This is a genomic window from uncultured Enterovirga sp. (assembly GCF_964242715.1).
Classification (GTDB): domain Bacteria; phylum Pseudomonadota; class Alphaproteobacteria; order Rhizobiales; family Beijerinckiaceae; genus Enterovirga.
Genome location: NZ_CAXTAZ010000013.1, coordinates 32,770 through 57,328, shown reverse-complemented (window position 1 = coordinate 57,328; position 24,559 = coordinate 32,770). Strand labels below are relative to the sequence as shown.

The window sequence follows — 24,559 nt, the reverse complement described above, 5'->3', positions numbered from 1 at the left end:
GCAGCGATCATGCAGCCATCGCCAGTTTCGCCTTGCTCAGGATCCGAACCGGAATGGCCTTGGCGGCCGGCGTTTTCGCCCGCTTGGCGTAATGCCAGAGGGGGATCAACACGTTCAGCTCGGGGTAGTAGCCGCCGCAATTGCCCTCCGGGATGTCATACTTGACGATCGTGAGGCCCCGGATCTCTCGCGCGAACTCGTCAGGAACGTTCGTGACAAGCCCGACCTCCTCGCCGTCCTTGAGGTCGAGCCGGGCCATGTCGTTCTCGTTCATGAACAGGACCATCCGGGTCCCGGACACGCCCCGGAAACGGTCGTCGTAGCCGTAGATCGTCGTGTTGAACTGGTCGTTCGACCGCAGCGTGATAAGATCGAGCACGTCGCGACAATGGTGCCGCATGTCCGTGTCCTCGTCCAAGCCGTCCGGCGCGACGAAGGTGGCGCGACCGCTCGCGGTCTTCCAGACGCGGTCGCGGGCGGCGAGCGGCTTGTGGACCCCCCCCGGTTCGAATAGGCGCGGGTTGAAGTCCTTGAACGTGTCCGGATAGGTCTCCTCGATGGCGTCCCGGACCTTCGCGTAATCGGCAACCCAGCCGTCCCAGTCGACCTTCGGGTTCGGAGGAAGCGTCGCCTTGGCGAGGTTCGCCACGATCCAGGGCTCTGACCGGACATGCTCGCTCACGCGGGTCGCCACCCCGCGCGAGCCGTGGAAAGCCGAGGTGGAATCCTCCATCGAGACGGCCTGAGGTCCGCTCTCCTGCTCGTCAATTTCGATCCGCCCAAGGCAGGGGAGAATGTACGAGATCGCGCCGTGCACCAGATGTGAGCGGTTCAGCTTCGTCGAGATCTGGACGCTCAAGCGCAGCCTGCGCCAAGCGTCTTCCATGCGGGTCGTGTCCGGGACCGCGCGGACAAAGTTGCCGCCAAGTGCGACGAAGGCCTTCACGTCGCCCGAGATGATGCCCTCGCAGGCCTCGACCGTGTTGAGGCCCTTCTCCCTTGGTGGCTCGAAGCCGTACTGCGCGGCCAGCTTGTCGAGCGGGGCGAGTTCCGGCTTTTCCGTGATGCCGACCGTCCGCTGGCCCTGCACGTTCGAGTGCCCCCGAACCGGGCAGATCCCGGCTCCAGGCTTACCGATGTTGCCGCGCAGCAGAAGAAGGTTGACCAGCATCTGGACGTTCTCGACGCCCGTGCGATGCTGGGTCAGGCCCATGCCGTAGATGGCAATGACGTTGCTCGATCGCCCGTAAACCTCGGCGGTCGCCTCCAGCGCCTCACGCCTCAGGCTGGAGCGCGCCTCGATCGTCGCCCAGTCCTGCCCGTCGCAGAAGGCCACGAAGGCGTCGAAGCCGTGGGTGTGCTCCGCGATGAAATCGATGTCGAGAAGGCGCGGACGGCCCTCCCGCACGGCCTCCCGGTCGGCCGCGATCAGGGTCTTGCAGATGCCCGTGATGGCGGCGAGGTCGCCGCCGGCCTTCACCTGGTGATATTGCGTCGAGATCTCGGTCGAGCGCCCCGTCAGCATCTCGGTCGGGGATTGCGGGTTGGTAAAGCGCTCGAGGCCGCGCTCCCGAAGCGGGTTGAACGTGATGATCGGGACGTCGCGCTTGCGCGCTTTCTGGAGCGGATGAAGCATGCGCGGCGAGTTCGACCCCACGTTCTGCCCGAAGAACATGATGAGGTCCGAATCCTCGAAGTCGTCGAGAACCGTCGTTCCGACCGGCACGCCGATTGACTCGAGAAGACCGATCGAGGTCGGTTCGTGGCACATGTTGGAGGAATCGGGCAGGTTGTTGTGCCCGTAAAGCCGGGCGAACAGCGCGTACATGTAGCTCGTCTCTAGCGAGGCCCGGCCCGACGTGTAGAAGACGGCGCTCTTCGGCTCGAGCGCCTTCAGTTCGCGACCGATCTCAGCGAGCGCATCTTCCCAGGCGACCGGGACGTAATGGTCCGTCGGCGCGTCGTAACGCATCGGATGGGTGAGCCGCCCTTTTTCCTCCAGGTCGTAATCCGGCCAGGCGAGGAGTTCCGTCACGCTATGCTTGGCGAAAAAATCCGGCGTGACGCGCTTCGCGGTCTGCTCCCAGACGGTCGCCTTGGCCCCGTTCTCGCAGTACTCGAAAGGGCGAGGCTGCGCCGGCTTCGCCCATGCGCATGACACGCACATGAAGCCGTCCGGCTTGTTCTGCTTCATCATCATCGCGGCGCCGGACAACGGGATGTGCTCGCGCACGAGGATTTCCGCTAAGGAGCGCGCGGATCCCCAGCCTCCGGCGGGATCCGTGTAAGCCACGACCTTGGGCTCGCTCATTGAACAGACCTGCTACCCGCTGAGGCAAGGACGATAGCTGAGGCGCCGGCGAGCCGCTGGATGAATATCCGCATGCCCAGCGCGCGAATTTGCACGTAATATGGATCTGCCCGCTACATCAGCCGGAGTATGAGATCGGCGCCCAAAGCTGCGACAACGGCCAGGCTTTGTAGTTCGCCGCTTTTGGAGGACCCCGAGCCGGCGCGCCGGCGCGCCCTCGACCCCCCGTGGCCCCGAGAAAGAAGAATCCGGAGACGGTCAGACGGACGGACGGGACCTGGACGATCCCTTGGGCCGAAGCTCAACGAGGCTCCTGATCGACGCTGCTGTCGACCATTCGCCGGACCCCGCGGGCCGCGAGTGACATCTCCACGACGAAGGCCACCAGAGCCCCCATGGTGAGAAATGGCGCCGCCGAACAGGAGAAAAAAGGAGGCCCTCAGCGCCCGCGCCCCGGACCTCTCCTAGAAAGAGTACCAGGACTGCTCCGCAGGTGAGAGTTCCAGCTAACGCCGCAAGCAGGACTGCCCGTCAAGCGCAACAGATCGCCAGCGCAGGATGCGAAGGCGAGTCTCACGATCGATTTCCTCGCGCAGAGTGGTCAGCGCGTCCGCCTGATCGGCGACTCGCCCAAGTCTCACCGCGAAGACGTTCAAGAGTGCGGCAATACCTGAAGGCAGGAATACAGGGTCAGCGCGAGCTGAACGATCCGCGCGGCAGCTTCCATCGAAGCGTCAGCCATGCCAGCCTCGATCTCTCAAAGAGCCCCGGAGAAGCGAGAATCGAGGCTGGATCTACCTCGGAAAATAGATCGGCCTCCTCGTGCGGAAGCCCGCGGCGCTGGGACCAGCGGTGGCTTATTGACCTTTGCTGGCGCATGTCTGTCGGCTAAACGCGTCCGCCTCGGTCAAGGCCCGGGGCCTGATTCAAACGCTACGTCGAGGTGCACCGGCCCGTGAAGGGTGTTTGCGATGGGTGACCACAAGACGGCGTGCGCGATGAGCGGGCGTAGCGCCTCTGGGGATGCATCCGCATCCATGAGCACGATCACGCGGATGGCCTCGAACCCGATCGCGCTTGGCTCCTCGCCGATCGGCGCCCACATGGGACTACTGGCAACATCAACCTCGAGATCCAGCGTGAGACTGCGGAGGGTGATGCTGTTGTTGCCCTCGAACGACCGGACACGGTCACGGGATGACGCGAGCCCTGATGAACTCGCGGGGTGAACGGTAGCCGAGGGCTCGGTGCGGGTGAACCTCGTTGTAGTGGGCGATCCAGGCAGGAAGCTGTCGGACGACGGTTTCAGCATCCGGCCTCGGGCTGACGCGGACGCTCTCCAGAACGATCCGGAGCTTCTCGTCCGCCGACCAGCGTCGCCGACGACCGGTCTCGACGATCTCAAGCCGCCCGAAGGCACTGTGCGTATGACTGTCCATACGCACTGCTCTCAACACCGACCCGACCCCCGCAAGGCGGCTCTCACCGGAGGCTCACGGTTCGTGTGTGTCAGCAGACGGTAGGCTCTCTCGAGGCGCTGACGGAGCATATAGGCGAACGGCGTGCATCCGACTGACCGTCGAAACTCGCGCGCAAAGTGATGTAGGCTGAGGTTGGCCTCGGCCGCGAGCTCGCTCAGCGAGGGCGAACGGGAAACCGGGTCGCCGAGCCGTTCCGCGACAAGCTCCTGAACTCGTAGAACCTGCAACCTGGTCAGACCACCCGATGCGCGACCGTGATGGTGGTCGTGCCTTTCGATTAGCCGACTTGAGACCCGCAGGGCGATGCTCGACAATAGTAACGGATCAATGTCGTCTCCGTCGTACAGCATCACAAGAGGGCGGAGAGCGCAGCGTCTAAGTTCATCATCTGATTCGAGGAAACGAGGACGAACGGAGAATTGTTCATTCTCGCCCGCTGCTCTTGCAAGCTCATCATTGGGACGAACAACTGAACGACGTCCGTTGTTCCCCTGATACGGAACTGCGTCGCTTCGTTCGGATCTGCAACGGTCAAGCGACCGATGCAGCTAGGTTTGTGAGCCCAGGTCCCCCTCCAGCGTCGCTCGATCCGGTGTTCGTCCGAGAGCGTCAGCACCAAGCCAACTGCGTCCTCGCTACCGAGTTCGAGCTCGGCATCGCCGTGCCGCCAGCGCGCTACTGTGAGTGGCCTTTTCGGGTGTGGCACGGGCGCACTGACCGCAACGGGCGTGCCCAACACGCCGATCGTGTTGAGGAAAATATCCATACGAGGCTGCACCTCCTATCGAAACCCCAGGGCGGCTTGCCGAGACGCCGGCCTGGCTGGCCGAAGCTCGCTGAGGCGCAAGTCCTGCTGAGGGCACCGGCCAATGTTCCTGTTCAGCAACGTTGATGAGCCGCACAAGCAAAATAACAAACAAAAGCTCATAGGCGGTACAGGCGTAGCGGTATCACCTCCAGCGCGGCGATCCCATTAAGGAGGAAGGGAAACTCGCGACAGTGCGACTCCGCTTCCTACTGATCGGAACATTCAGCGCCGGCAACTGTGTTCTCCTGGGCGATACCCAGCTCTCGGTGCGGGTAAAGTTTCTTCCAAGCCATACGTTACGTGCCAACTCGGTGCGGCCCGGACGGAAAGGCCGCCTAGAGGTCATTGCGGCCGGAGTGTCACTTGTCGTTCCAAGCTGGCCCCTTCCCCCTAGAGTTTCGCAGCGGATGGTGGTCCGAGAAGCCCTTAGTTCCGTCCCAGAGGTCCCCGAAGGCCAGCCAATCCCCCGACGCGGGAATGAAAACGCAGGCGCGTAAAATGAGGGGTGCTTGAAGCTGAACAGACCTGCATCAGCTTTGTACTGGCTCTCCGTGCGCATCGCTCTCGCCTTCCGCGGACGCAGGGCGTTCGGCCCTATTGAGCCGGAGCAATCGCGTCCGGACGGATCGATGTCGGAAGGGGCCGGGCATCGTGGAGCGCGGGCCCTTCGGTGTCGGTTCGCGCCGCCGCAAGGTAGCCTCCCACCACAAAAACGAGGCCGCCGCCGATGTTGCCGATCGTGACCCAGAGGAGGTTCCGAAGGGCCCCGACGAAGCTGATCGCAGGCTGCGGGTCTAGGAGGCCGAGCGACAAGGCCGTCATGTTAGCAACGGAGTGCTCGAACCCGGCTGCAACGAAGGCCATCAAGACCCATCCCAGCACGATGCATTTGGCCGCGTCGCCCGCGACCCGTGTGGCGGTCCAAATCGCTAGGCAGACGAGCCAATTGCATAGAACAGCACGGGCGATCAGTGCGGTCGCGTCCGCCTCGACCTTGTGGGTGACGTAAGTATTTAGGTAGGCGCCGCCATCGGCCAGGGCCACGCCCCCGCCGCCTGCCATAAAGACCCAGGCGAGGATCAATGCGCCACCGAGATTGCCGATCCAGACTACCACCAGCATCTGCACCGCCCGGACCCAGCCGATGCCGCGGCGAGCGAGGCCGAAGCCCGTGTACATCACGTAGCCGGTGAACAACTCCGCGCCGGCGAAGATCGTTAGGATCAGCCCGACCCCGAACGTGGCACCCAGTATCAGAGGCCGAACCCCGGGCGGCAGCCCCTCTGCGGCGCTCAAAGCCAAGATCATGGCCATGCCGATATACGCGCCAGCGAACATCGCCCCTACAAAGAATCCCAGGGGCGAGCGATCCATCGCCTTAGCCTTGTCGCGGGAGACCTCGGCGAAATGGACAATGGTTGGTTCGTACACCAGTCAGTCCCCTCTCCTGTTCACAGGACCCTGGACGTTATGTCGACGGGCGGAGGAATTCCGGAAAACTGAGCTCATCGAGAGCACATCGGGCTCAGGCCGGCACGTCGACCGCTTGCGCGACAGTGCGTTTGCCACGACGGAAAGGTACAGAACCGTTTTCACGTACCATACGCGCAGGATCGCACTCCGCTTCGGGCAGCGCGGTTTCGTATCAGCTAACGTGAGCTACGCTGGCGTCCTGCATCGCTGCACGCGCCTTGGACAGAAGCGCTCGTCTGTCGCGTCATGCCGACGTCGCCAAGGCGATGGACTACATGCTCAAGCGCTGGCCCGCCTCCGAGCGCTTCCTTCATGACGGGCGGGTCTGCCTTACGAACAACGCCGCCGAACGCGCGCTGCGCGGCATCGCTCTCGGCGGGAAGGTGTGGCTGTTCGCCGGGTCCGACCGCGGTGGAGAGCGGGCCGCCATTATGTAGGCCCTGATCGGGACCGCGCGCCTGAACGACGTCGATCCCCAAGCCTGGCTCGCCGGCGTGCTCGCCCGCATCAACGACCATACGGTGCGCGACCTCGACGCCCTGCTGCCCTGGAACTGGAGGCGCGACGCGGGAAGACTGGCAGCATGAGATCGCCGACCGCCGTTGCCCGCCTGAAGGTCACTCTCGACGACGTCGAGCCCTCCGTCGTCCGGCGGCTCATGGTGCCGCTCGACCTGCGTCTCGACCCCCTTCACGCACCTCTGGGAGTTCCGCGCCCGCGATATCGGCTGGGGCATTCCCGATCCGGAATGGGACCGCGGATCGGGTCCGCTCGACGCCCGCATGACCCCGCTGCTCAAGGTCGTCGAGGATACCGGCGCGAAGACCCTCACCTACCTCTACGACTTCGGCGACGGCTGGGAGCACACGGTCAAGATCGAGCGCATCGAGCCTCCACAGCCTGCCGTAACTTACCCGGTGCTGATCGAGGCCCTCGGACGCTGCCCGCCCGAGCACGTCGGAGGACCACCCGGCTACGAGGAGTTCCTGGCAGCTCTCGCCGACCTAGGCCACGAACGCCACAGCGAAATGGTCGAGCGGCATGGCGAGACCTTCGACCCGGCCGCTGTCGACCTCGTCGAACTCGATCGCGCCCTCCAGGACACCGCCCCGTCGTGGAACCGGACCAGGAAAGCCAAGCCGACCTGACCCGCGGTCCTCAGCGGAGGCTTACGTCGTACGAGGCATCCCGCCGGAGAAGACCGACCAAGCCTCCGCCCTCATCAACGTGGCGCGCAACACCGGCGGCTCAATCGGCGTGTCAATCGGCCAGAACGTGCTCGCCGACCGCCTTCAATTCTATCAGAGCAGGCTGGTCGAGTTCTCCTTCGCAAAGCGCCGGTTCCGGGATCGACGCGCAGGCCCAGGCCTTCGACTGGATCGGCCAGCAAGTGCAGATCTAGGCCGCCTACTGGCCCTATATCGACGTCTTCGTTCGCGCTCGGCTTCATCGCGCTGACTGCGGCGCCGCTCGCACTGCTTCTGAAAGGCGGCAAAGCCAAGAGGGGCGCCGGCCCGGAGTAACCTCGTGCCGCCGATCACAGGCGTCAGGCCAACGGTGCACAGCCGCCTACCCCCCCCGGGCTCGCTCCTGCCGCGATCGCGCCGGATGCTCAGGCCGCGCTGACCGGCGCCCTGAGATTGGTTCGAAGCGGCCCGGGCAGGGCCTGCTCGGCCTTGGCAAGGAACTCCGCTTCGTTTCGACGGAAGAAAACGAAGCCGCCGGCCATGAACACGAGCGCGAAGGCGAGCAATCCGATCCCGACCGGTCCAGACACGTGGCTGACGGTGCTGCCGAGGGCGTACGCGGCCGACCCGACCAGCGTCGCCCAGACGCTGGCTCCGGCAGCGTTGAAAACCAGAAAGCGTGACCAAGGCATGCGGTTCACGCCAGCCAGGAGCGCGGTGGTGACGCGAAGCATCGGCACGAATCGCCCGGCGAAGACGATCGTGCCGCCATGACGTGCGAAGAGGTACTGCCCGAGCTTAAGCCGCCCTTCGTTCAAGCCGATCCTCGCACCGTGACGAACGAGCAGGCGGAGCCCGACCCGCCGCCCGACCCAGTAGCCGATCGAATCCCCGACGATTGCTCCCGTGACTGCCGCAAGGATGACCCAAATAATGCTAAGCTCGCCAGAGGAGCCGCCTGAGAGCGCCGCAGCCCCGATGAGCACGGTCTCGCCGGGCAACGGAAGGCCCATGCTCTCCAAACCGACAACGACCGCAATGACCCAGTAGCCGTGAAGAGCGACCCAGTGCATCGGATCGAGAGAGAGAAGCTGTTCCATCGGACGACAACGCCGTTCATCGTCCTTCGATACGGGTCGTGGCGAAGGTTCGAGCTGATTGCGATCCTCACTGATGCGCCTGCGCCCACGCCTTTTCGTATCGGCGGCCGTTGGGCTGGTCACGTTCATGCTCCTGCCGGGAGTGTGGCCGCTGATAGGACGGATTCTTGCGGCATGGGATACCGGCGCCATTCTGTATCTGGGCCTGGCTTGGCGAATGATTGCCGGATCGAGGATCACGGGAGGCGCGAGCATGTCGCTGTTCTGGTTGTCGGATGAGGCGCGGGCGGCGATGGAGCCGCACCCGCCCAAGAACCAGCCCGGGGGCCGGGCGGGTGGACGACCGGCGGGGTTCTTCCCCGCCGGTGCGCATAACACAACCATCAGATCGGACAGGATTCTAGCTCAGGCGGTCTCCAGGTCCTGGCGGAAAAACGGCATATGCTTGGTCTTCTGCAGCACAATCGGAAACAGCATGAGTACGAAGCCTAGAACGCCTGAGACGATGACCGCCGTCGTCGTCAAAACGCCGTCGCGCCACGCACCCCAATAGGCCCATGAGCCGACCGGGAGGAATAGCACGACCGCGGTGATCAGGCCTGGCGAGAAGATGCGGGTTACGATCACCGGCAGAATGTGAAACACGACGGCGTTCACCAGCATGAACCCAGGGAAGATCAGCGCGGCGCCCGGTAGCCGCCATCCCACCATCGCACAGCTGCCACCGAGCACGATGACGATCGCGTTGACCATGTAGAACTCGCTCCACTCGGCCTCTAACCCGAGAACCCGCCGGACCCAGCCGTACCAATTGTAGATGGTCTCCTCGATCATGTGGAAACCGTAAGCGGCCGTCGCGATCCAAAGAATATATTCGTGCGTCATCAGAGCAATCCTCCTTTTGCGGGTCTCATTCGTCATGCCAAGATAAACGGCGACCTTTTGCCGGGCGAACCCTTGCACCTCGGGCACTTCCTCATCGGTTCCCCGAGATTACCCGCCGATCATCCACCTTCCGAGCACCAGGCTGGTTTCCCCGAGAGAGCAACGGTTGGGCCCAGCCTACGTCGCGCCCCGGCTAACAGGTCCTTGCTAAAATGCGCGCCGGGTCCGTCTCGAGCCGGCGTTTTCCAAGACGACTCCTGTATATGGCTCGATAGCCGAGAATGCTTGCGGCGTTTGTGGAGCTGTCAGGGGCCGTCAAGCACGTTCTATTCGGAACGATTGTCCTCCGGCCGTTAGAGCGCCGCCGCTTTCAGGAGGGATTATGATATCGAAGCGGACATCTCGTCCCTATGCGACTCACGCGGTCACGGCGCCCGGCTACTGGATGATTGGCATCTTGTGGCGGGTGCTTGCCAGTGGCGTGCAGACAGGCAACGCGATGTGCCTGCTCGATCAACGCTGCTCGGCGGGATCAGGGCCAACGCGCCACAGCCACCTGCAGGAGGAGGGGCTGTACGTGGCCAGCGGCAAAGTGAAGTTCAGCGCGGGCGGGATGGACCTCGCTGCCGGCGCCGGCTCCCTCGTCACCGTTCGCGCATGAGCCGCCGCACCTTCTTGCTGTTCACAAAGTGGCCCTGGTGGCGCAACTCGGCGGTGACCCGACGATAGCCGTAGGCCTCGAACTCCGCGCAGATCGCCTCGATGCGGGTGAGGATCTCGGCATCACGATCGGCAGCGGGCGCGTCGTAGTAGGTCGATCGAGCGATGCCCATCAGCCGGCATCCTTGAGCGACGGAGAGACCGCGGGGCCGGCAATCACGGACGTAGGCGCGCTTCTCGGAAACCGTCCTTGCTGCAGAGCCCCCTTTAAGAACTCGATCTCGAGCGCCTGGCGGCCGACCATTCGCTCCAGCGTTGCGATCTTAGCCTCGCAATCCGCCAGCAGGTTGGCGGCGTCGATGTCAGGATCGAACTCGCCGGCCTCGGATTTGGCGATCCAGATGCGGATCAGGTTGCGCGAGAGGTCGTGCTGTCGTGCCAGGCGTTGAGGGTCGCGCCGGGGGCGTACTCCTGTACGATCCGATTCTTGAGCGCGAGACTGTGGATGCGATGTCGAGCCATGAGCCTTATTCCTGCAAGGCTCAGACCCCTGGTCAATCGTCAGTGATCGGTGTGTCCGAATGAAAGGGCGCACTCCAATCAGGGGTCAAGGTTCGACGCCGATTGACACTCGCAATCAGTTCGCGTTGGGACGCCGAGCGAACGGCGCGGCACCTCAGCGGTCCCAGGCTCCATAAGAACTCGATGGTCCGATCGATACCCGTCCCGGCCCACCCCTAAACCCGGTCGTCGTCCTGAGCCGTGCCGGCCACGGCATCATGGGGCGGATTGTCGGCCGGGGTCGGGCCGACGGCAAGGGCGGGGAACTCGTTCACCGCGCGGCGCTGCTGTCGACCACCCGTCTGACGCCCCGCGCCGCCAGCAACATCTCGAGGACGAAGGCGACCAATGCGCCCATGGTGAGAACGATAGCGCCGCCGAACAACAGGAACAGCACCATGGCGGCGCTCGACCCTCTCACCTCGCCGAGGAAAAGGACCAGGACGGCGCCGCAGGTCAGGGTCCCGGCCAAAGCCGCCAAAACAACCGCCCAGTCCAGTGCGATCGATCGCCACCGGAGGAGGCGCAGACGTGCGTGACGAGTGACCTCATCGGGCTGATCGGCCAGGGCGTCGGCCTGGTCGGCGACACGGCCGAGCCGCGACGCAAACACGTTCAACAGCGCGGCGATGCCAGAGAGGAGGAAGACGGGCGTGAGGGCGAGTTGGACGATCCGCGCGGCGTTATCGAGAGTCTCACCTGTCATGCTCTGCACCCCGGCAGCGCCCGAACGGCACCCGCCGCGCTGGGTTTCGGCGGGACCTGGTGTGCAGTGTCCGGCACTGAGTTTCCGCAGTTCCGGCCGGGGCGAAGCTTCATCGGAAGAGCCTTGAAGTGCAGGCGCGACTCGGGCGACGCGTCAGAGCAATCCTGCCCCTACATAGATGACCAGCGCCAGAACCTTGGTGTTGAACAGGAACGAAAGGACGGTGTGAGCGAGCACGAGGCGACGCATCGGGCGCGAACATACCCCGACATCCGACGTCTCAGCCCCAGCCCTGTCGAACGCTCGAGAGCTGTCCGGAAACACTCCGGTTGAGGATCAGAGTAAGTATGCGACCGCAAGCCAACTGCTTCACCCTGTGGCCATCCCCGTGGAGTAAAAAAGATAACGGCCTTTTGTCTCTGGGAGAGACGTTGCCGAGAGGCCTCTACGCCCTGGTCTGGCGGATCAGCAGCAACGATCAGGTCTGGCTGTGCATTATGTCGGGTCTTATCGCCGTCCTGAATACCGTGCCGATCGAAATCCAGCGGCGTGTCGTCGACCACTCGCTGAAGGAGGCGAGCTTTCGGGCGCTCGCCCTGTTCGTTGCGGCGTACGCATGTGCAGTCCTGCTGCAAGGCGCCTTGAAGCTCCTGTTCAATGTCTATCGCAGCTGGGTCTCGGAACATGCCGTTCAAGGCATCCGATCCCTCATCAACAGATCCGACTGCAACGAGGTACCCGTGGCGAGCGCGAAAGCGGCGGGCGAGGGAACAACGATCTCCATGATCGTCGCCGAGAGCGAACCGATCGGGGGCTTCGTAGGCGAATCGATTTCCGAGCCTCTCCTGCAGGGTGGGATCATGATCGGCGTGACGGGTTATTTCGTGTTCCTGCAGCCGTTGATGTCGCTCGTCATCGCGGCCGTCTATCTTCCGCAGTTCGTGTTTGTGCCGCTGATGCAGCGCGCGATCACCAAGCGTGCCCAGGCGAGGATCGCGACGCTCCGATCGCCAGCGCGGCGATCGTCGGGGAGGCAGACGGATACGGCAGAAGGCAGGAGCAGGACGCTCGGTTCGCGAGCGTCTTCGAGCTGAATATGGGCGTCTACGAGCTGAAATTCTCGATGAACTTTCTGATGAACCTCTGCCACCAGCTCGGCATTGCCGGCATCCTGGGAGTCGGAGGCTGGTTCGTCGTCCGTGGTCAGACGGAGATCGGGACCGTGGTCGCCTTCATCTCCGGACTGGCGACGATCAAGGATCCTTGGACGACCTAACGAACTGGTTTCAAACGTTGATGGTCACCCGGGCTCGATACAGGCTCCTGAGCGACACTCTGCCATCTCCCGCCGCCCGGGAAAGGACGGCCGCGGCGGAAGGCTGAGGAAAGCGTCAGGGTCACCGGAGGCCGGCTTCGAAGCCTTAGGATGAGGCGTCGGTCTCGCTTGGGGTCCGCCAACAAAAGGGTCAAGATGACGAAGCTACCTGCGGCGAGGGGCGTGCCCGCTCCGACCATCCCGGGCTCGCCTCCACTCAAGTCGGCCGGTTTCTTCAAGCGCTTAGGGCCCGGTCTGCTGACCGGGGCGGCCGACGACGACCCGAGCGGCATCGCCACCTACAGCCAGGTGGGCGCCCAGTTCGGCTACGGTCTTGCCTGGACCATGCTGTTCAGCTTTCCCCTGATGGCGGTGATCCAGGCGATCAGCGCCCGCATCGGCGCCGTCACCGGCTACGGCATCGCCCAGAACCTGCGGCGCCATTACTCGCCGTGGCTCGTGCGCGCGGTCGTGCTGCTGCTGCTCGTCGCCAACGTGATCAATCTTGGCGCGGACCTCGGCGCCATGGGGGCCGCGGTGGGCCTGCTGATTGGCGGCCCGGAGCACCTTTACACCGTGCTGTTCGGCCTCGCCTGCATCCTGCTCGAGACGTTCATGAGCTACGCACGCTATGCCGCCGTGCTGAAATGGGCGACCCTGTCGCTGTTCACCTATGTGGCCGTGGTGTTCGCCGCGCAGGTGCCCTGGGGGTCGGCTCTCTACGGCGCCCTCGTGCCGCATCTCGTCTTGGATGCGCCCCACGCCATGGCCCTGGTCGCCGTCCTGGGCACCACGATCAGCCCCTATCTGTTCTTCTGGCAGGCCGGGCAGGAAGTGGAAGAGCTGCACCGCCGCGAAGCATCGGCGCTGCGCCTCAAGCCCCTTGACGCCGCGCCGGAACTCGCACGCATTCGAACCGACACAGTCGTGGGCATGGGGATCTCGAACCTCATCGCACTGTTCATCATCTTCGCCACGGCGGCGACGCTGAACGCCAACGGCGTGACCGATATCCACACGTCCTCTCAGGCCGCGGAGGCTCTCCGGCCGATCGCGGGCGCGTTCACGTTCGCGCTGTTCGCGACCGGGATCATCGCCACCGGCATGCTGGCCGTGCCGGTGCTCGCCGGCTCCGCCGCCTACGCGCTCAGCGAAGCCTTTGGCTGGACGGAAGGCTTGCACCGCCGTCCGCGCGAGGCGAAAGCGTTCTACGCCACGATCGCGGTCGCGACGCTGGGCGGCGTCGCGCTGAACTTCACGCCGCTCGATCCCGTCAAGGCGCTCTATTGGAGCGCCGTCGTCAACGGCGTGCTCGCCGCGCCGCTGATGGCCGTCATGATGGTGATCGCGATGAACCCGCGCGTCATGGGCCGGCTGACGCTGCCGCGGTCGATGCTGTTTATCGGATGGCTCGCGACGTCGGTCATGGCGCTCGCGACGATCGGGTTCTTTATCATCTGAAATAGGTTCAGTGGAGTGGTTGATCCGCGCGGTGGGCAGGCCAAGCCAGTCAAACGAGTCCGCCCAATCGTTCGATCCGGCCGGACAAGGAGTTCTCACGATGGACATCACCCAGCTCATCCTCGACGATCATCACGAACAGCGCCGCCTCTTCGCGATGATCGAAGAGATCGACCGCACCGATACGGCGGCACTCGCCGCTCTCTGGACCCGCCTGTCGGCGCTGCTCGACGTCCACGCCGAAGCCGAGGAGCTGTTCTTCTACCCCGAAGTGCTGAAGCTCGGCACCGGCGCCGGCGGCGCCGACAGCGCCGCTGGCGAAACGAAGGACGCCATCCACGACCAAAACGAGATTCGCGATACCGCCGCGGATGTCGCTAGGCACGATGTGGGAAGCCGCGACTGGTTCAACGCGGTGGACAAGGCCAACAAGGCGAACAGCGAGCACATGGGCGAGGAGGAACGGGAGGGCCTGACCGACTTCCGCCGTCACGCCTCGCTCGAGCTCCGGCACGATCTGGCGTACGGTTCGCCGCGTACGATGCGCGTCATATCACGGGGTCGCCCCGGTCGACAAGGATCCAGCGAAGTACATCGCCTAGAGCCAGTAGGATCGACACGACGATCCCGTGCGACCTGGCAATTCGTGCCCGAGCCGGACAGGCAATGAGGGAGCCGAATGGGAGTTTCCCGACGGGCGTTCGACCTCGACTATGCGGTTCGCCGATGTGGTCGATCGGACGTCGACCGCGACTCTCGGCTGTGAGACTGGTCAGAGGTGGCCATTGTCAGAAAACAGATGTTTTCCGACGCTCCACTGCCCCGTTTCGTGCTGTGACCTTCAGCCGGAGTGGCGGGTTTCATCAGAGTACGGCGATCTCCATGCCCAGGAATGGCGATCAGGATTACGCCACGACCCGTGCGATCGAAGATGCCACAGATGAGCTCGATCGACGTTTCACTCGCGCATAACTCAGGCTGCTCGATCACGCCCTTCGGCGCCGCCCGGTGCCACGGCAAGGCGGAGCCCCACGGCGGTTAGCACCTTGAGCACGGTCTCGAAGGTCGGCGTCACGTCGCCAGACAGCGACTTGTAGAGACTTTCCCGACCTACGCCCGCGCGGCGGGCGATCTCGGTCATCCCATTCGCGCGCGCGACGATCCCAAGGGCTTGGGTGAAGGCGGCCGGGTCGGGATTGTCGCGCAGGTACTCGTCGAGAAAAATGGCGACGTCCTCCGCCGTCTCGAGCTCGGCCGCGGGGTCGAAGCGGCGGCCGACCGTCCGGAGCCGGGCTAATGCCCCCGCGCCGAGCGGCCGGTTCGGGTCTAGATCGCTCACACGGCGGCTCCTCCAGAGCCCTCGCAACCGCGAGGGCATTTCTAATGTCGGCCGGCTGGGTGCTCTTGTCGCCGCCGCCCAACACTACGATCAGGGCCGGCCGTCGGCCGACGAAATACACCCGATAGCCGCGCCCGTGGTCGATCCTGAGTTCGCTGACGCCTTCGCCGACGGGCCTCACGTCCCCGGCGTTGCCGTTCGCGAGCCGCGCCAGCCGGGCGGCGATGCGCTTGCGGGCGACGCGGTCGCGCAAACCTTGGAACCACGCGTCGAACGCGGGGCAACAGGATCATCTCGACCATGACTGACGTATCCTACCGGATACGAGAGCGTCAAGCGTCTCACCTGCCGGTCGAAACCTCACGCCGTTTGGGAACCCGGTCCTCCTTGCTCCAAGGCAACCACCTCGGCACGAACTCGCGCGGGACGGCCCGGAAGAAGGCGGGATCGTCGCTCCTCCAGCGCGGCTATGTAAGTCACGTCCGGTCTCGATGCCCTCGGGCCAACGTGCTGTTCTGGAAAACACTGGCTTAGTTGATCACCCGACGAGGGTGCTGCTGGACAGATACTAAGAAGTCCATCGGACTACGCGGCGCTGATCTGCGAAACGTTCAACCCAATCAACGGCGGCGTGATCGGCTTCTCGGGCGAGGGCGACCCGCGGGCGAGGCAGCACGACCCCAGCCGAGACCATCGGTTCCTGGACTCTTTGAGGATTACGGGGCCGGCGGCGGCATTGGTTTCGGTCGGTCCTGCATCTGTGGCCGAACGGTTCGGATTCGTGCCCGCAGCCGCTTGGCTGCTTTGTGCGTCGAGATGACCGCCTTCCGCAAGGAGTCGGTTCGAGCCCGACCGCCCGCACCTTCTCGCCTGCGGACGCATCCCATGGCCTCCAGTCGCGCATGGTAGAGACACTTGCTGCTCGCCGCACTCACGTTACCACCTGGCGCGTCCGCGGCGCAGGAATATCCCGTGTTCGTCGATGAAGGGTCAGACCGAGAAGCCGTCTCGAAACGGGTGGAAAAGGACGTTTGAACCGGGTTCAACAGGCGCGTGCAGGGCGTCGATCTCGACCAGACCGTCGGCCTCGACGAGCGGACGGAGACGGGCAGAACCTCCCCGTCCGAGGATCTCGACTGCGGCACCATCGCCCTGCCTCACGATACGGCCAGGCGCGAACTCCGTCCGTCCCGCTCGGCGTTGGAAGCGGGTCGCCGCGGGAATGGGACATCCGGCGCGGCGACGATGGGTTCTGCCGTCGATAGCAGCAACGACTGCTCCACCCAAAATCAACCAGGACACCAGCGCCGAGACCGGGTTGCCGGGAAGCCCGAGGTAGACGGCTGACCCGATCCGGCCCGCCACCGCCGGTTTCCCCGGCTTCAGCGCCACGCGGAGTGTCTCGCAGGTTCCTCCGGCGAGAACAGCGGCCGTCGCGGAATGATCTTCCTCACCGACGGAGGCACCACCAGTCGTGACCACCATGTCGCAGTCTGCCGCAAGTCCTCGCAGTACCCGAGAGACGGCTTCGACCTCGTCTGGGACCCAGCCCCCGTCCACAACGTTGAAGCCGGCCTGCGCCGCCAGGGTCATCACCATCGGGCGGTTCGAGTCGTAGACGCTCGCCTCTAGAAGCGGTCGTCCGGGCTGTACCAACTCGTTTCCGGTCGAAACAACGCCAATACGCAGGCGTCTCCGGACCAACACCGAGGAGCGACCCTGTGCTGACAGGAGCGCGATGTGGCGGGCGTCAAGTCGCTCGCCGGGAGCGAGGAGGCGGTCGCCAGCTTCGATGTCCTCGCCCCGGCGGCGGACGTTGTCACCCGGGCGGACCACGCGGTTGAGCACGAGATGACCGTCCTCCGCCCGACCATGCTCCTGCATCAACACGGCGTCGGCCGTCACCGGCATGGGCGCGCCCGTAAAGATGCGAACGGCGTGACCTGGAGCCAGCGCGGACGCACGGTCGCCTGCGGCAATGCGGCCTTGTAGCGGTAGTCTCGCGCCCGGTGGCAGCATGCCGCCCTGGAGTGCGAGCGCAAACCCGTCCATCGCGGATTGATCGAAGGCCGGGAGCGCCAGATCGGCGGATACATCCTCGGCCAGAGTGCGGCCGGAGGCCCGGTGCACCGACACCGCTTCTGTTTCCACGACTGGCGAAGCATGCGAGGCCGCGCGTTCGCACGCCTCGTCCAGGCTGATCAGTCCGCCGGCTTCCGAGCAGAGGTCCAACAAGCCCGGAGAGTCGATATTCATGGTCACCTCGCCCGCGGGACCGCACGCGTCCTTTGCGACGCTCCCTGGCGCCTCAAGACAGACGGTGAGAAGCCGGTCGGCGGGATTGCCGGCCGGCTGCATTGGTACGCCCGCTCAGGCCGGAGGCGTGTACTCCTTCTCCTTGAAGGACAGGCCCCGCACAGCTTCCGGTGCGTCCGCTAGCTTGCGAATGTTGCCCCAGGTTTGTTTGCAATTTGGGATTATCCCAGACGTCGCCTCGAACGACGGCGTCGGCCACGGCGAGCCCGAGCCCGTCGAGGTAGATCGTCGCGAGGGCCGAGAGATGCCGCGTCTGGGCTTCCTGCAGACGGCCCAGCACTCGCTCTGAAACGAACACCGCCACTACGGCCATGAAGCCTGCCAGTTCCCTGCGCGAGATCAGGAAGGTGGCGTTCAGGGACTGCGGCCAGCGGCTCAGAGAACCCGGCCGACTTAGCACCTTCGGGCGAGCGCGAACAACCCGGCCCCGACCCTTCCAGATACTTGAGACGCCGAGCTGCCAAAGCCTACCCCGCCGACCCCGACCACCACCGCCCAAACGCCTGCCCGAGTCCCGGTCCATCGACCACAGGCGAATTCCGTGCCTACGGCTGTCGTTATCGTCGAGCCAAGTTCTCGCGGCGTAGCCACGCTGGGCCGACCCTTGCGCTGGGCGAACCGTCGGCGCCGCGGCCCAGACCTCGGTCGGCTTCATCTTCCGGTTCCTTGAGCGCGCACTTCCCCGTATCATCAGAGGCCAACGGCGTTTTTCTGGTCTACAGCATCCGGTCGGCTGGCTGCACGACCTGCGATGCACTCATCCGCCAATCTCCAGCCACCCGTAAAGGCCGTGACACCGTCCTCGCGTGCGATCGCGATGAGCGCCATCCCGAGCCGCGTCGCTTTGTCTATGGCAAGCGATGTCGGACCAGATACTGCCACCAGCATCCCGGCTCCGATGGCCGCTGCCTTGTCGACCATCTCGAACGAGCATCGGCTCGTGATGACGATGAAGCCGGCTCTCGTCCCGAGCCCGTCGAACAGGAGCCGGCCAATGAGCTTGTCGAGCGCGTTGTGTCGGCCGACATCCTCGCGAACGTGAGTGATGCAGCCGTTGAGGTCCGCCCAGCCCGCCGCATGCACGGAGCGGGTTTCCGCATTGAGAGCCTGCTCGGCCTCCAGCTCCGAGACCGCGCGTCGAAGGGCGTGGAGGGGCACCTCAGGGACGCTCACCCTTTGTTCGCAGCCTGAGTCGAGGGCCGCCAAATCCTGAATGCCGCAGACGCCGCACCCAGTCCGGCCCGACAGCGCCCTGCGACGGGCCAAGTGTCCCGCCATACGGTCAGGCACGAGTTCGACGTCAAGCCGGATCCCGTCCACGCCTGTGGTGACCGACACGCGGCGGATATCGCTCGCCGATCGGATAAGCCCTTCGGTGAGGCTGAAACCGTAAGCGAAGTCCTCCAGGTCCCGAGGCGTCAGCATCATGACTGCGAACGGAACGCCGCCGTAGCCGACTTCGACCGGCGTCTCGACCGGAACGGACAGGCGCCGTGCGCGAGGCTCGCCGGGGTCGTAGGTGAAGCTCGTGACCTCCACGGGCCGAGCAGACTCTGCCACGTTCCGCGGGACTCGGGGGTCGGTTGGCGCCCGCCTAGGACCTTGTGGACCGACGTCAGTCAGGGCTGCTGGCGACATTCCGATCCTCCCAATGGTGGCTACCTCTACGAGGTCGTGGGCCGTCCCGCTGGGGACGCAGCCGCGACCGCCATGACGGCCGTGGCGGTCCAGCCAAGAAATCGAACGAGCCCCGGCAGCGTAGAGGCGCCCATGACGCCCGGACCGGCTGCTTGACCGCGTCCGGCGCAGGAGAATGGCAGGCGGTCTCGTGGTCGTTCGGCATGATCGGGCCTGAAGGGTGAGCATGTGAGACATGGTTGCCGGGTCACAGCCGCCGACGTGCTAGCCCACCGTTGCCTCCCCAGCCACGTGCTCGGGATCGCACGTGCCCTGGAGGCGCGCGGTTGAGAGGTCCCGAGGATCTCGAGAACGGCGGCAGCACCCGAGGCGTCAACCCGTCAGCGCCTGCGGGCGCCCGGGGACCGCCTTTCCTTGGCCGCTTCGTCGAACATCTCGAGACACGTGAGCAACTCGACGTAGGACGGCGGCCCGCCCGACTCGATCTCGCCCACGCAGTCCCGGCGGCTCGCGACGGGGAACCCCCCATCGTTTCTCCAGCTGCCCGCGGGCTTGCTGCTCGTCCCGGGCACAATCGCTTGCCTTGCGGCTGCTCTCGGGATCGAGGAGCGCAGCATTGCCGCAGCCTGGGGCCGGATCGAATTGCGCATCTGGGATTGTGCGGATGCCGGGGTGGCGAGCGCCGCCATGGTGGGACCTCATCAAAGGGCTCAAGATGACGCTTCCCCGATTGCCGGCGCTTGCGCTCGCCACGAGGCCAGGAGCATCGCGAGGCCGAGCCGTCGCGGACACGCCCAGCGAACTCGGGCAGCGCGAGTCGGGAGATCATGACGGCACAGCTTGAGAGGGAGCGAGCCCTCCCTCCCCGCGATCCTCGGCCGGATGTGGTCCGTCGCGACGCGACAGCGCGCGGCTGAGCTTGTCCATGTAGATGTACACGACGGGAGTGGTGAACAGCGTGAGCACCTGCGACACCAGGAGGCCGCCGACGATGGCGTAGCCGAGTGGCTGCCGGATCTCCGAGCCGGCGCCGGTCCCGAGCATCAGCGGCACCCCACCCAGCATCGCGCACACGGTCGTCATCAGGATGGGGCGGAATCGCAGGAGGCAAGCCTCGTGGATGGCGTCTTCCGCCGACTTGCCCTCGTGCCGCTCCTTCTCGATCGCGACGTCGACCAGCATTATGCCGTTCTTCTTGACGATGCCGATGAGCAGGACGATCCCGACGATGCCGATGAGATCGAGCGGACGGCCGACGAGCGTGAGCGTCGCCAACGCACCCAGGCCCGCGGAGGGCAGCGTCGACAGGATGGTCAGTGGGTGGATCGTGCTCTCGTAAAGGATGCCGAGCACGATGTAGACCGCGAACAACGCCGCGAGGATGAGCGGCGGCGTCGAGCCGAGCGATGCCTGGAAGGCCTGCGCGTTGCCCTGGAAGCTGGTCGCGATCGAGGCCGGCAGGTGGAGGTCGGCGGCGGCCTGCTGGACGGCCGCGACGGCTGCCCCGATCGTGGCGCCCGGCGCCAGGTTGAAGCTCAATGTGACGGATGGGAATTGGCCCTGGTGGTTGACCGCCGCCGGCGCCACGCTCGGGACGAGTTTGGCGATCTGGCTCAGGGGGACGGCCGTGTTGTTCTGCGAGCGCACGTAGATGCGCTGCAACGCGTTCGGCCCGAGCTGGAAGCGGGGGTCGACCTCGAGGATAACATAATACTGGTTGAGCGTCGTGTAGATGCGGGCGACGTGCCGCTGGCCGAAGGCGTCGTAGAGTGTCGCGTCGACGACCGCTGGGTCGATCCCAAGCCGCGCGGCAACGTCGCGATCCAGCACGACGTTGAGCATGCGAGCCGTCGATTGCTGGTCGCTGGCGACCGCGGTGAGTTCAGGCAGCTTCTGCAGGGCGGCCAGCAGGCGCGGCGCGTAGAGGTTGAGCTGCTCCAGATCGATGTCGGTTAGCGTGTACTGGTACTGCGTCTTCGAGAGCCGCGCACCGATGGTGATGTCCTGCGCGGCCTGCATGTAGAGCGTGATGCCCTGGACCTGTTGCAAGGCCTGGGAAAGCCGCGCGATGACCTGGTCGGCCGTCACGTCGCGCTCCTTGGCGGGCTTGAGGCTGATGAAAACCCGCCCGTTGTTCTCCGTCACGGTCGGACCGCCCGGGCCGATATAGCCGGCCACGTCCGCGACGGCCGGATCCTGACTGATGATCCCGAGGATGGCTTGCTGGCGCTGCTTCATTCCTTCAGGCGAGATGTCCTGGGCCGCCTCGCTGATCCCGTTGATCAGGCCGGTATCCTGCTGGGGAAAGAAGCCTTTCGGGATGATCACGAACAGCGCGACGGTCGCCGCGACCGTGGCGAGCATGACGCCAAGCGTGATCCTCCGGTGGCGGATCGCCACCTTCAATCCCCGGTCGTAGCTGTCCACCAGCCAGTCGAAGAAGCTCTCAAGCGCGCGCGATATCCGTCCCGGCTCGCTCCCCCCATGTGCCGGCAGGAGCTTGGCGCACATCATGGGCGTGAGCGTGAGAGAGACCACGACGGAGACCAGAATGGCGACCGCGACCGTCACGGCGAACTCCCGGAACATCAGCCCGACGACACCCCCCATCAGGAACAGCGGAATGAACACGGCCACGAGCGAGATCGAGATCGACAGGATCGTGAAGCCGATCTCTCCCGCGCCGTCGATGGCCGCCTGCAGGGGGCTCGCGCCCTCCTCGATGTGGCGCACGATATTCTCGACCATGACAATGGCGTCGTCGACGACGAAGCCGATCGCGATCGTGAGCGCCATGAGCGAAAGATTGTCGAGCGAGTAGCCCAGCAGGTACATGACCGCGAAGGTGCCGACGAGCGAGATCGGCACGGACACGGCCGGGATCACCGTCGCCCAGAGCTTGCGCAGGAAGAGCGCGATCACCCCGACCACGAGCGCGAGTGTTAGGAGCAGCGTGACCTGCACGTCTTCGACACTGGCCTGGATTGTCTGGGTGCGGTCGGACGCGATCTTGAGGTCGATGGCCGGGGGCAGCGACGCCTGGAGCTGCGGCAGCGCCTTCTTGATGGCCGCGACGGTCGCGATCACGTTGGCGCCGGGCGAGCGCTGCACCGCCACCGCGACGGCCGGCTTCGTGCCGAGCCAGCCCGCGAGGGTGGTGTCCTGGGGCGACTTCACGGCGCCCCCGATGTCGCGCACCCGGATCGGTGCGCCATTGCGATAAGCGACGATGGCGTCCTCGAAGCCGGCAGCCGTCATGAGCTGATCGTTCGTCTGCAAGGCCGTCGCCTGCTGCCTGCCATAGAGCTGCCCCTTGGGCTGCAGGACGGTGAGGTTCGCCAGGGCGGCACGGACGGTCTCGAAGTCGAGGTTCAGAGCTGCGAGCTGCGCGGGGTTGACCTGAACGCGGATGGCTGGGCTCTGCAGCCCGCCCACACCGACGGTGCCCACGCCCGGAATCTGCGAGATCTTCTGCGCCAGGATGGAGCTGGCATAGTCGCTCACCGTCATGATCGGCAGAATATCGGATGACAGCGTGAGCAGCAGGATCGGCGTGTCGGCCGGATTGCTCTTGCGGTAGGTGGGCGGGTTCAGCAACGCAGCGGGCAATTGTCCCGCGGTCGCGTTGATGGCGGCCTGGACGTCGCCGGCCGCCGAATCGACGGTCCGGCTACGATCGAACTGCAGCGTGATCTGCGCGAACCCCGTGCCGCTGCTCGAGGTCATCTGCGTCAGGCCGGGGATCTGGCCGAACTGACGCTCGAGTTGAGTGGCGACCGATGACGCGACCGTCTTCGGGTCCGCGCCGGGAAGCTGCGCCGTGACCTGTATCGTCGGCGAGTCGATGTTGGGCAAGGCCGCGACCGGCAGGAGCGTGTAGCTGATCGCCCCCACCGCAACGGCCGCGACCATCAGGAGCGCGGTCGCGATCGGGCGCGTGATGAAGCCGGCGGACAGGTTCATGGCAGCATTCCGGCGCTCGCGGTCGTGGTGTTCGGCACCTGCGCCGGGTCGGAGGCGACGACCGTCGTGCCGGGCGTAAGGCGGTATTGCCCTTGCACCACCACGGTCTCGCCCACCTTGAGCCCTTGGGCGACGAGCGCAACGGCCCGCAGCCGCTGCGAGACCTGAACGGTCCTGACGGAAACCTTGTTGTCGGACCCGACGACGAAGACGAACTGGCCCTTGTCGTTCAGTTGCACGGCGTCGGTCGGCACCGTGAGCGCGCCTTTGACCAGGGATGTCGTCAGCTGCGCGTTGACGAACGTGCCCGGCCAGAGCTGCCGGCGCTCGTTGGGGAACGTGGCCTTGAGCTGGACGGTACCCGAGTTCGGGTCCGCCTGATTGTTGATGAGCAGCAACGCGCCCGTGTCGAGCTTCGTCGTGCCGGCCTGGTCGTAGACGTCGGCCGGAGCGGTCCCGCGCGCGAGAGCCGCTTGAACCGATGCGATCTCGCTCGCTGGGAGGCTGAAGACAACGCTGATGGGCTGCATCTGCGTCAGCACCACGAGGCCGTTCGTATCGGTCGGGCGGATGACGTTGCCAACATCGAGAAGCCGGATGCCGGTGACGCCGTCGAAGGGCGCCTTCAACGACGCGAAGTCGAGCTGGGTTTGCGCACTGTCGATCTGGGCTTGGTCAGCCTTGAGCGTGCTCTCCGTCTGCGAAACCTGCGCACGCTGTCCGGTGACCTGCTGGTCGGTGGCGAAGCCGCGCTGGAGGAGGGGCTCATTGCGCGCCAGGTTTGTTTGCTGATTGGTCAGCAGGGCCTGGTCGCGCGCGAGCTGCGCCCGCGCTTGGTCGAGCTGCGCTTGGAAAACCCGGGGGTCGATCTGGGCCAGCACGTCGCCCTTCTTCACCTCCTGCCCTTCGGTGAAGTCGACCTGCTCCAGAATGCCCGTGACCTGGCTGCGGATGGCGGCCGTATTGAGCGCCTGAACCGTGCCGAGCCCAGTCACGATGATCGGAACGTCCTGCTGCTGCACCGCCGTCGTGACGACCGGTACAGCCGGTGGGGGCGCAGCCGCCTGCTTGGATGCCTCGCCCGCAAAGTGCCGCTCCACCGCGAAACCGAGCGCCGCGACGACAATCGCCGCTACGCCCAGTTTGCCCCATAGGAACGCCCTCGAGCGTGGCCGGAGCTCAGGATCGTCGCTGCGCGGCGAGCTATCGACTGCAGGAGAGGACGGGCCCTGCATGCCCACCTTCCCTTGTTGGCTTCGCGCCCGAAGGTTGTTCGGGAGGGTCTCCGCTGCCGCTTGGCTCGGTTCGGCGTCAGGCCGATGATTGTTCATCGCTCGTCTCCCCCCTCCGCCTAA

The 24,559-nt window shown here is 65.2% G+C and carries 21 protein-coding genes and 4 pseudogenes; 8 read left to right on the top strand and 17 right to left on the bottom strand.

Annotation, left to right across the window (positions count from 1 at the left end):
* Nucleotides 1-7: 7 nt before the first annotated feature.
* From ACFE87_RS09045 to ACFE87_RS09020, 6 genes and pseudogenes are all read right to left on the bottom strand, one after another.
* Entirely contained in the window at nucleotides 8-2,311 is a 2,304-nt protein-coding gene (locus tag ACFE87_RS09045) for an FdhF/YdeP family oxidoreductase (RefSeq protein ID WP_375459294.1), read from the bottom strand.
* A 506-nt stretch (nucleotides 2,312-2,817) separates the two neighbouring features.
* Nucleotides 2,818-2,952 (bottom strand): hypothetical protein, encoded by a 135-nt coding sequence (locus tag ACFE87_RS09040; RefSeq protein WP_375459327.1) that lies wholly within the window; start codon nucleotides 2,950-2,952, stop codon nucleotides 2,818-2,820.
* A 549-nt stretch (nucleotides 2,953-3,501) separates the two neighbouring features.
* Nucleotides 3,502-3,645 (bottom strand): annotated as a pseudogene (locus ACFE87_RS09035) (integrase core domain-containing protein); the annotation flags it as partial.
* 116 nt (nucleotides 3,646-3,761) lie between these two features.
* Complete coding sequence (locus tag ACFE87_RS09030; RefSeq protein ID WP_375459293.1) at nucleotides 3,762-4,142, bottom strand: helix-turn-helix domain-containing protein; 381 nt, start codon at nucleotides 4,140-4,142, stop codon at nucleotides 3,762-3,764.
* The gene (locus ACFE87_RS09025) at nucleotides 4,142-4,558 is read right to left on the bottom strand and encodes a hypothetical protein (protein ID WP_375459292.1); all 417 of its coding nucleotides are present in this window, start codon (nucleotides 4,556-4,558) and stop codon (nucleotides 4,142-4,144) included. Before ACFE87_RS09025 ends, ACFE87_RS09030 begins: the two co-directional genes overlap by 1 nt.
* A gap of 636 nt (nucleotides 4,559-5,194) precedes the next feature.
* Nucleotides 5,195-6,031, bottom strand: coding sequence for a formate/nitrite transporter family protein (locus ACFE87_RS09020; RefSeq protein ID WP_375459291.1), 837 nt, complete (start codon nucleotides 6,029-6,031; stop codon nucleotides 5,195-5,197).
* Nucleotides 6,032-6,303: 272 nt separating this feature from the next.
* Between ACFE87_RS09020 and ACFE87_RS09015 the strand changes: the two are divergent.
* From ACFE87_RS09015 to ACFE87_RS09005, 3 genes and pseudogenes are all read left to right on the top strand, one after another.
* A pseudogene (locus ACFE87_RS09015) lies at nucleotides 6,304-6,660 on the top strand (transposase); the annotation flags it as partial.
* 135 nt (nucleotides 6,661-6,795) lie between these two features.
* Nucleotides 6,796-7,221, top strand: a complete 426-nt coding sequence (locus tag ACFE87_RS09010; protein ID WP_375459326.1) for a plasmid pRiA4b ORF-3 family protein — start codon at nucleotides 6,796-6,798, stop codon at nucleotides 7,219-7,221.
* A gap of 34 nt (nucleotides 7,222-7,255) precedes the next feature.
* Nucleotides 7,256-7,596, top strand: a pseudogene (locus tag ACFE87_RS09005) (EmrB/QacA family drug resistance transporter); the annotation flags it as partial.
* Nucleotides 7,597-7,685: 89 nt separating this feature from the next.
* On the opposite strand, the gene ACFE87_RS09000 reads toward ACFE87_RS09005, so the two are convergent.
* Together ACFE87_RS09000 and ACFE87_RS08995 are read right to left on the bottom strand one after the other, a co-directional pair.
* Nucleotides 7,686-8,483, bottom strand: coding sequence for a DedA family protein (locus tag ACFE87_RS09000; RefSeq protein ID WP_375459290.1), 798 nt, complete (start codon nucleotides 8,481-8,483; stop codon nucleotides 7,686-7,688).
* 282 nt (nucleotides 8,484-8,765) lie between these two features.
* Nucleotides 8,766-9,332 carry an HXXEE domain-containing protein gene (locus ACFE87_RS08995; protein ID WP_375459289.1) on the bottom strand — a complete coding sequence of 189 codons (567 nt, stop codon included), beginning with the start codon at nucleotides 9,330-9,332 and terminating at the stop codon, nucleotides 8,766-8,768.
* Between the two features lie 295 nt (nucleotides 9,333-9,627).
* Here ACFE87_RS08995 and ACFE87_RS08990 point away from each other — a divergent pair, with 295 nt between their 5' ends.
* Nucleotides 9,628-9,906 carry a hypothetical protein gene (locus ACFE87_RS08990; protein WP_375459288.1) on the top strand — a complete coding sequence of 93 codons (279 nt, stop codon included), beginning with the start codon at nucleotides 9,628-9,630 and terminating at the stop codon, nucleotides 9,904-9,906.
* Here ACFE87_RS08990 and ACFE87_RS08985 read toward each other — a convergent pair.
* From ACFE87_RS08985 to ACFE87_RS08975, 3 genes are all read right to left on the bottom strand, one after another.
* Complete coding sequence (locus ACFE87_RS08985; protein WP_375459287.1) at nucleotides 9,890-10,078, bottom strand: IS3 family transposase; 189 nt, start codon at nucleotides 10,076-10,078, stop codon at nucleotides 9,890-9,892. The two genes, ACFE87_RS08990 and ACFE87_RS08985, sit on opposite strands and share 17 nt — an antisense overlap.
* Before the next feature lie 659 nt (nucleotides 10,079-10,737).
* On the bottom strand, nucleotides 10,738-11,172 hold the full coding sequence (locus tag ACFE87_RS08980; RefSeq protein WP_375459325.1) for a DUF2721 domain-containing protein: 435 nt from the start codon (nucleotides 11,170-11,172) through the stop codon (nucleotides 10,738-10,740).
* A gap of 153 nt (nucleotides 11,173-11,325) precedes the next feature.
* Nucleotides 11,326-11,496 carry a DUF1345 domain-containing protein gene (locus tag ACFE87_RS08975; protein WP_375459286.1) on the bottom strand — a complete coding sequence of 57 codons (171 nt, stop codon included), beginning with the start codon at nucleotides 11,494-11,496 and terminating at the stop codon, nucleotides 11,326-11,328.
* Between the two features lie 23 nt (nucleotides 11,497-11,519).
* Here ACFE87_RS08975 and ACFE87_RS08970 point away from each other — a divergent pair, with 23 nt between their 5' ends.
* The 4 genes from ACFE87_RS08970 to ACFE87_RS08955 all read left to right on the top strand — a co-directional run bounded on the left by ACFE87_RS08970 (nucleotide 11,520) and on the right by ACFE87_RS08955 (nucleotide 14,618).
* Nucleotides 11,520-12,266 (top strand): hypothetical protein, encoded by a 747-nt coding sequence (locus ACFE87_RS08970; protein ID WP_375459285.1) that lies wholly within the window; start codon nucleotides 11,520-11,522, stop codon nucleotides 12,264-12,266.
* 2 nt (nucleotides 12,267-12,268) lie between these two features.
* Nucleotides 12,269-12,448: a hypothetical protein gene (locus ACFE87_RS08965; protein ID WP_375459284.1), complete on the top strand. Its 180-nt coding sequence runs from the start codon at nucleotides 12,269-12,271 to the stop codon at nucleotides 12,446-12,448.
* A gap of 222 nt (nucleotides 12,449-12,670) precedes the next feature.
* Nucleotides 12,671-13,948 (top strand): NRAMP family divalent metal transporter, encoded by a 1,278-nt coding sequence (locus ACFE87_RS08960; protein ID WP_375459283.1) that lies wholly within the window; start codon nucleotides 12,671-12,673, stop codon nucleotides 13,946-13,948.
* A gap of 100 nt (nucleotides 13,949-14,048) precedes the next feature.
* Nucleotides 14,049-14,618 (top strand): hemerythrin domain-containing protein, encoded by a 570-nt coding sequence (locus ACFE87_RS08955; RefSeq protein ID WP_375459282.1) that lies wholly within the window; start codon nucleotides 14,049-14,051, stop codon nucleotides 14,616-14,618.
* A gap of 303 nt (nucleotides 14,619-14,921) precedes the next feature.
* Here the strand turns inward: ACFE87_RS08955 and ACFE87_RS08950 are convergent, their stop codons facing one another.
* From ACFE87_RS08950 to ACFE87_RS08925, 6 genes and pseudogenes are all read right to left on the bottom strand, one after another.
* Nucleotides 14,922-15,287 carry an addiction module antidote protein gene (locus tag ACFE87_RS08950; RefSeq protein WP_375459281.1) on the bottom strand — a complete coding sequence of 122 codons (366 nt, stop codon included), beginning with the start codon at nucleotides 15,285-15,287 and terminating at the stop codon, nucleotides 14,922-14,924.
* 31 nt (nucleotides 15,288-15,318) lie between these two features.
* Nucleotides 15,319-15,552: pseudogene (locus tag ACFE87_RS08945) on the bottom strand (type II toxin-antitoxin system RelE/ParE family toxin); the annotation flags it as partial.
* 725 nt (nucleotides 15,553-16,277) lie between these two features.
* Nucleotides 16,278-17,543, bottom strand: a complete 1,266-nt coding sequence (glp, locus tag ACFE87_RS08940) for a gephyrin-like molybdotransferase Glp (protein ID WP_375459280.1) — start codon at nucleotides 17,541-17,543, stop codon at nucleotides 16,278-16,280.
* Nucleotides 17,544-18,293: 750 nt separating this feature from the next.
* Nucleotides 18,294-19,163 carry a formate dehydrogenase accessory sulfurtransferase FdhD gene (fdhD, locus tag ACFE87_RS08935; RefSeq protein WP_375459279.1) on the bottom strand — a complete coding sequence of 290 codons (870 nt, stop codon included), beginning with the start codon at nucleotides 19,161-19,163 and terminating at the stop codon, nucleotides 18,294-18,296.
* Between the two features lie 903 nt (nucleotides 19,164-20,066).
* Nucleotides 20,067-23,204 carry an efflux RND transporter permease subunit gene (locus ACFE87_RS08930; protein ID WP_375459278.1) on the bottom strand — a complete coding sequence of 1,046 codons (3,138 nt, stop codon included), beginning with the start codon at nucleotides 23,202-23,204 and terminating at the stop codon, nucleotides 20,067-20,069.
* Entirely contained in the window at nucleotides 23,201-24,535 is a 1,335-nt protein-coding gene (locus ACFE87_RS08925) for an efflux RND transporter periplasmic adaptor subunit (RefSeq protein WP_375459277.1), read from the bottom strand. The genes ACFE87_RS08930 and ACFE87_RS08925 overlap by 4 nt, the downstream gene beginning before the upstream one ends.
* Nucleotides 24,536-24,559: the final 24 nt, after the last annotated feature.

Excerpts from the sequence above, each read along its gene's own strand:
- ACFE87_RS09045 (WP_375459294.1), bottom strand. The coding sequence starts at position 2,311 with ATGAGCGAGCCCAAGGTCGTGGCTTACACGGATCCCGCCGGAGGCTGG.
- ACFE87_RS09030 (WP_375459293.1), bottom strand. The coding sequence starts at position 4,142 with ATGCTGTACGACGGAGACGACATTGATCCGTTACTATTGTCGAGCATC.
- ACFE87_RS09025 (WP_375459292.1), bottom strand. The coding sequence starts at position 4,558 with ATGGATATTTTCCTCAACACGATCGGCGTGTTGGGCACGCCCGTTGCG.
- ACFE87_RS08990 (WP_375459288.1), top strand. The coding sequence starts at position 9,628 with ATGATATCGAAGCGGACATCTCGTCCCTATGCGACTCACGCGGTCACG.
- ACFE87_RS08985 (WP_375459287.1), bottom strand. The coding sequence starts at position 10,078 with ATGGGCATCGCTCGATCGACCTACTACGACGCGCCCGCTGCCGATCGT.
- ACFE87_RS08980 (WP_375459325.1), bottom strand. The coding sequence starts at position 11,172 with ATGACAGGTGAGACTCTCGATAACGCCGCGCGGATCGTCCAACTCGCC.
- ACFE87_RS08970 (WP_375459285.1), top strand. The coding sequence starts at position 11,520 with ATGCGACCGCAAGCCAACTGCTTCACCCTGTGGCCATCCCCGTGGAGT.
- ACFE87_RS08965 (WP_375459284.1), top strand. The coding sequence starts at position 12,269 with ATGGGCGTCTACGAGCTGAAATTCTCGATGAACTTTCTGATGAACCTC.
- ACFE87_RS08955 (WP_375459282.1), top strand. The coding sequence starts at position 14,049 with ATGGACATCACCCAGCTCATCCTCGACGATCATCACGAACAGCGCCGC.
- glp (WP_375459280.1), bottom strand. The coding sequence starts at position 17,543 with ATGAATATCGACTCTCCGGGCTTGTTGGACCTCTGCTCGGAAGCCGGC.
- ACFE87_RS08930 (WP_375459278.1), bottom strand. The coding sequence starts at position 23,204 with ATGAACCTGTCCGCCGGCTTCATCACGCGCCCGATCGCGACCGCGCTC.
- ACFE87_RS08925 (WP_375459277.1), bottom strand. The coding sequence starts at position 24,535 with ATGAACAATCATCGGCCTGACGCCGAACCGAGCCAAGCGGCAGCGGAG.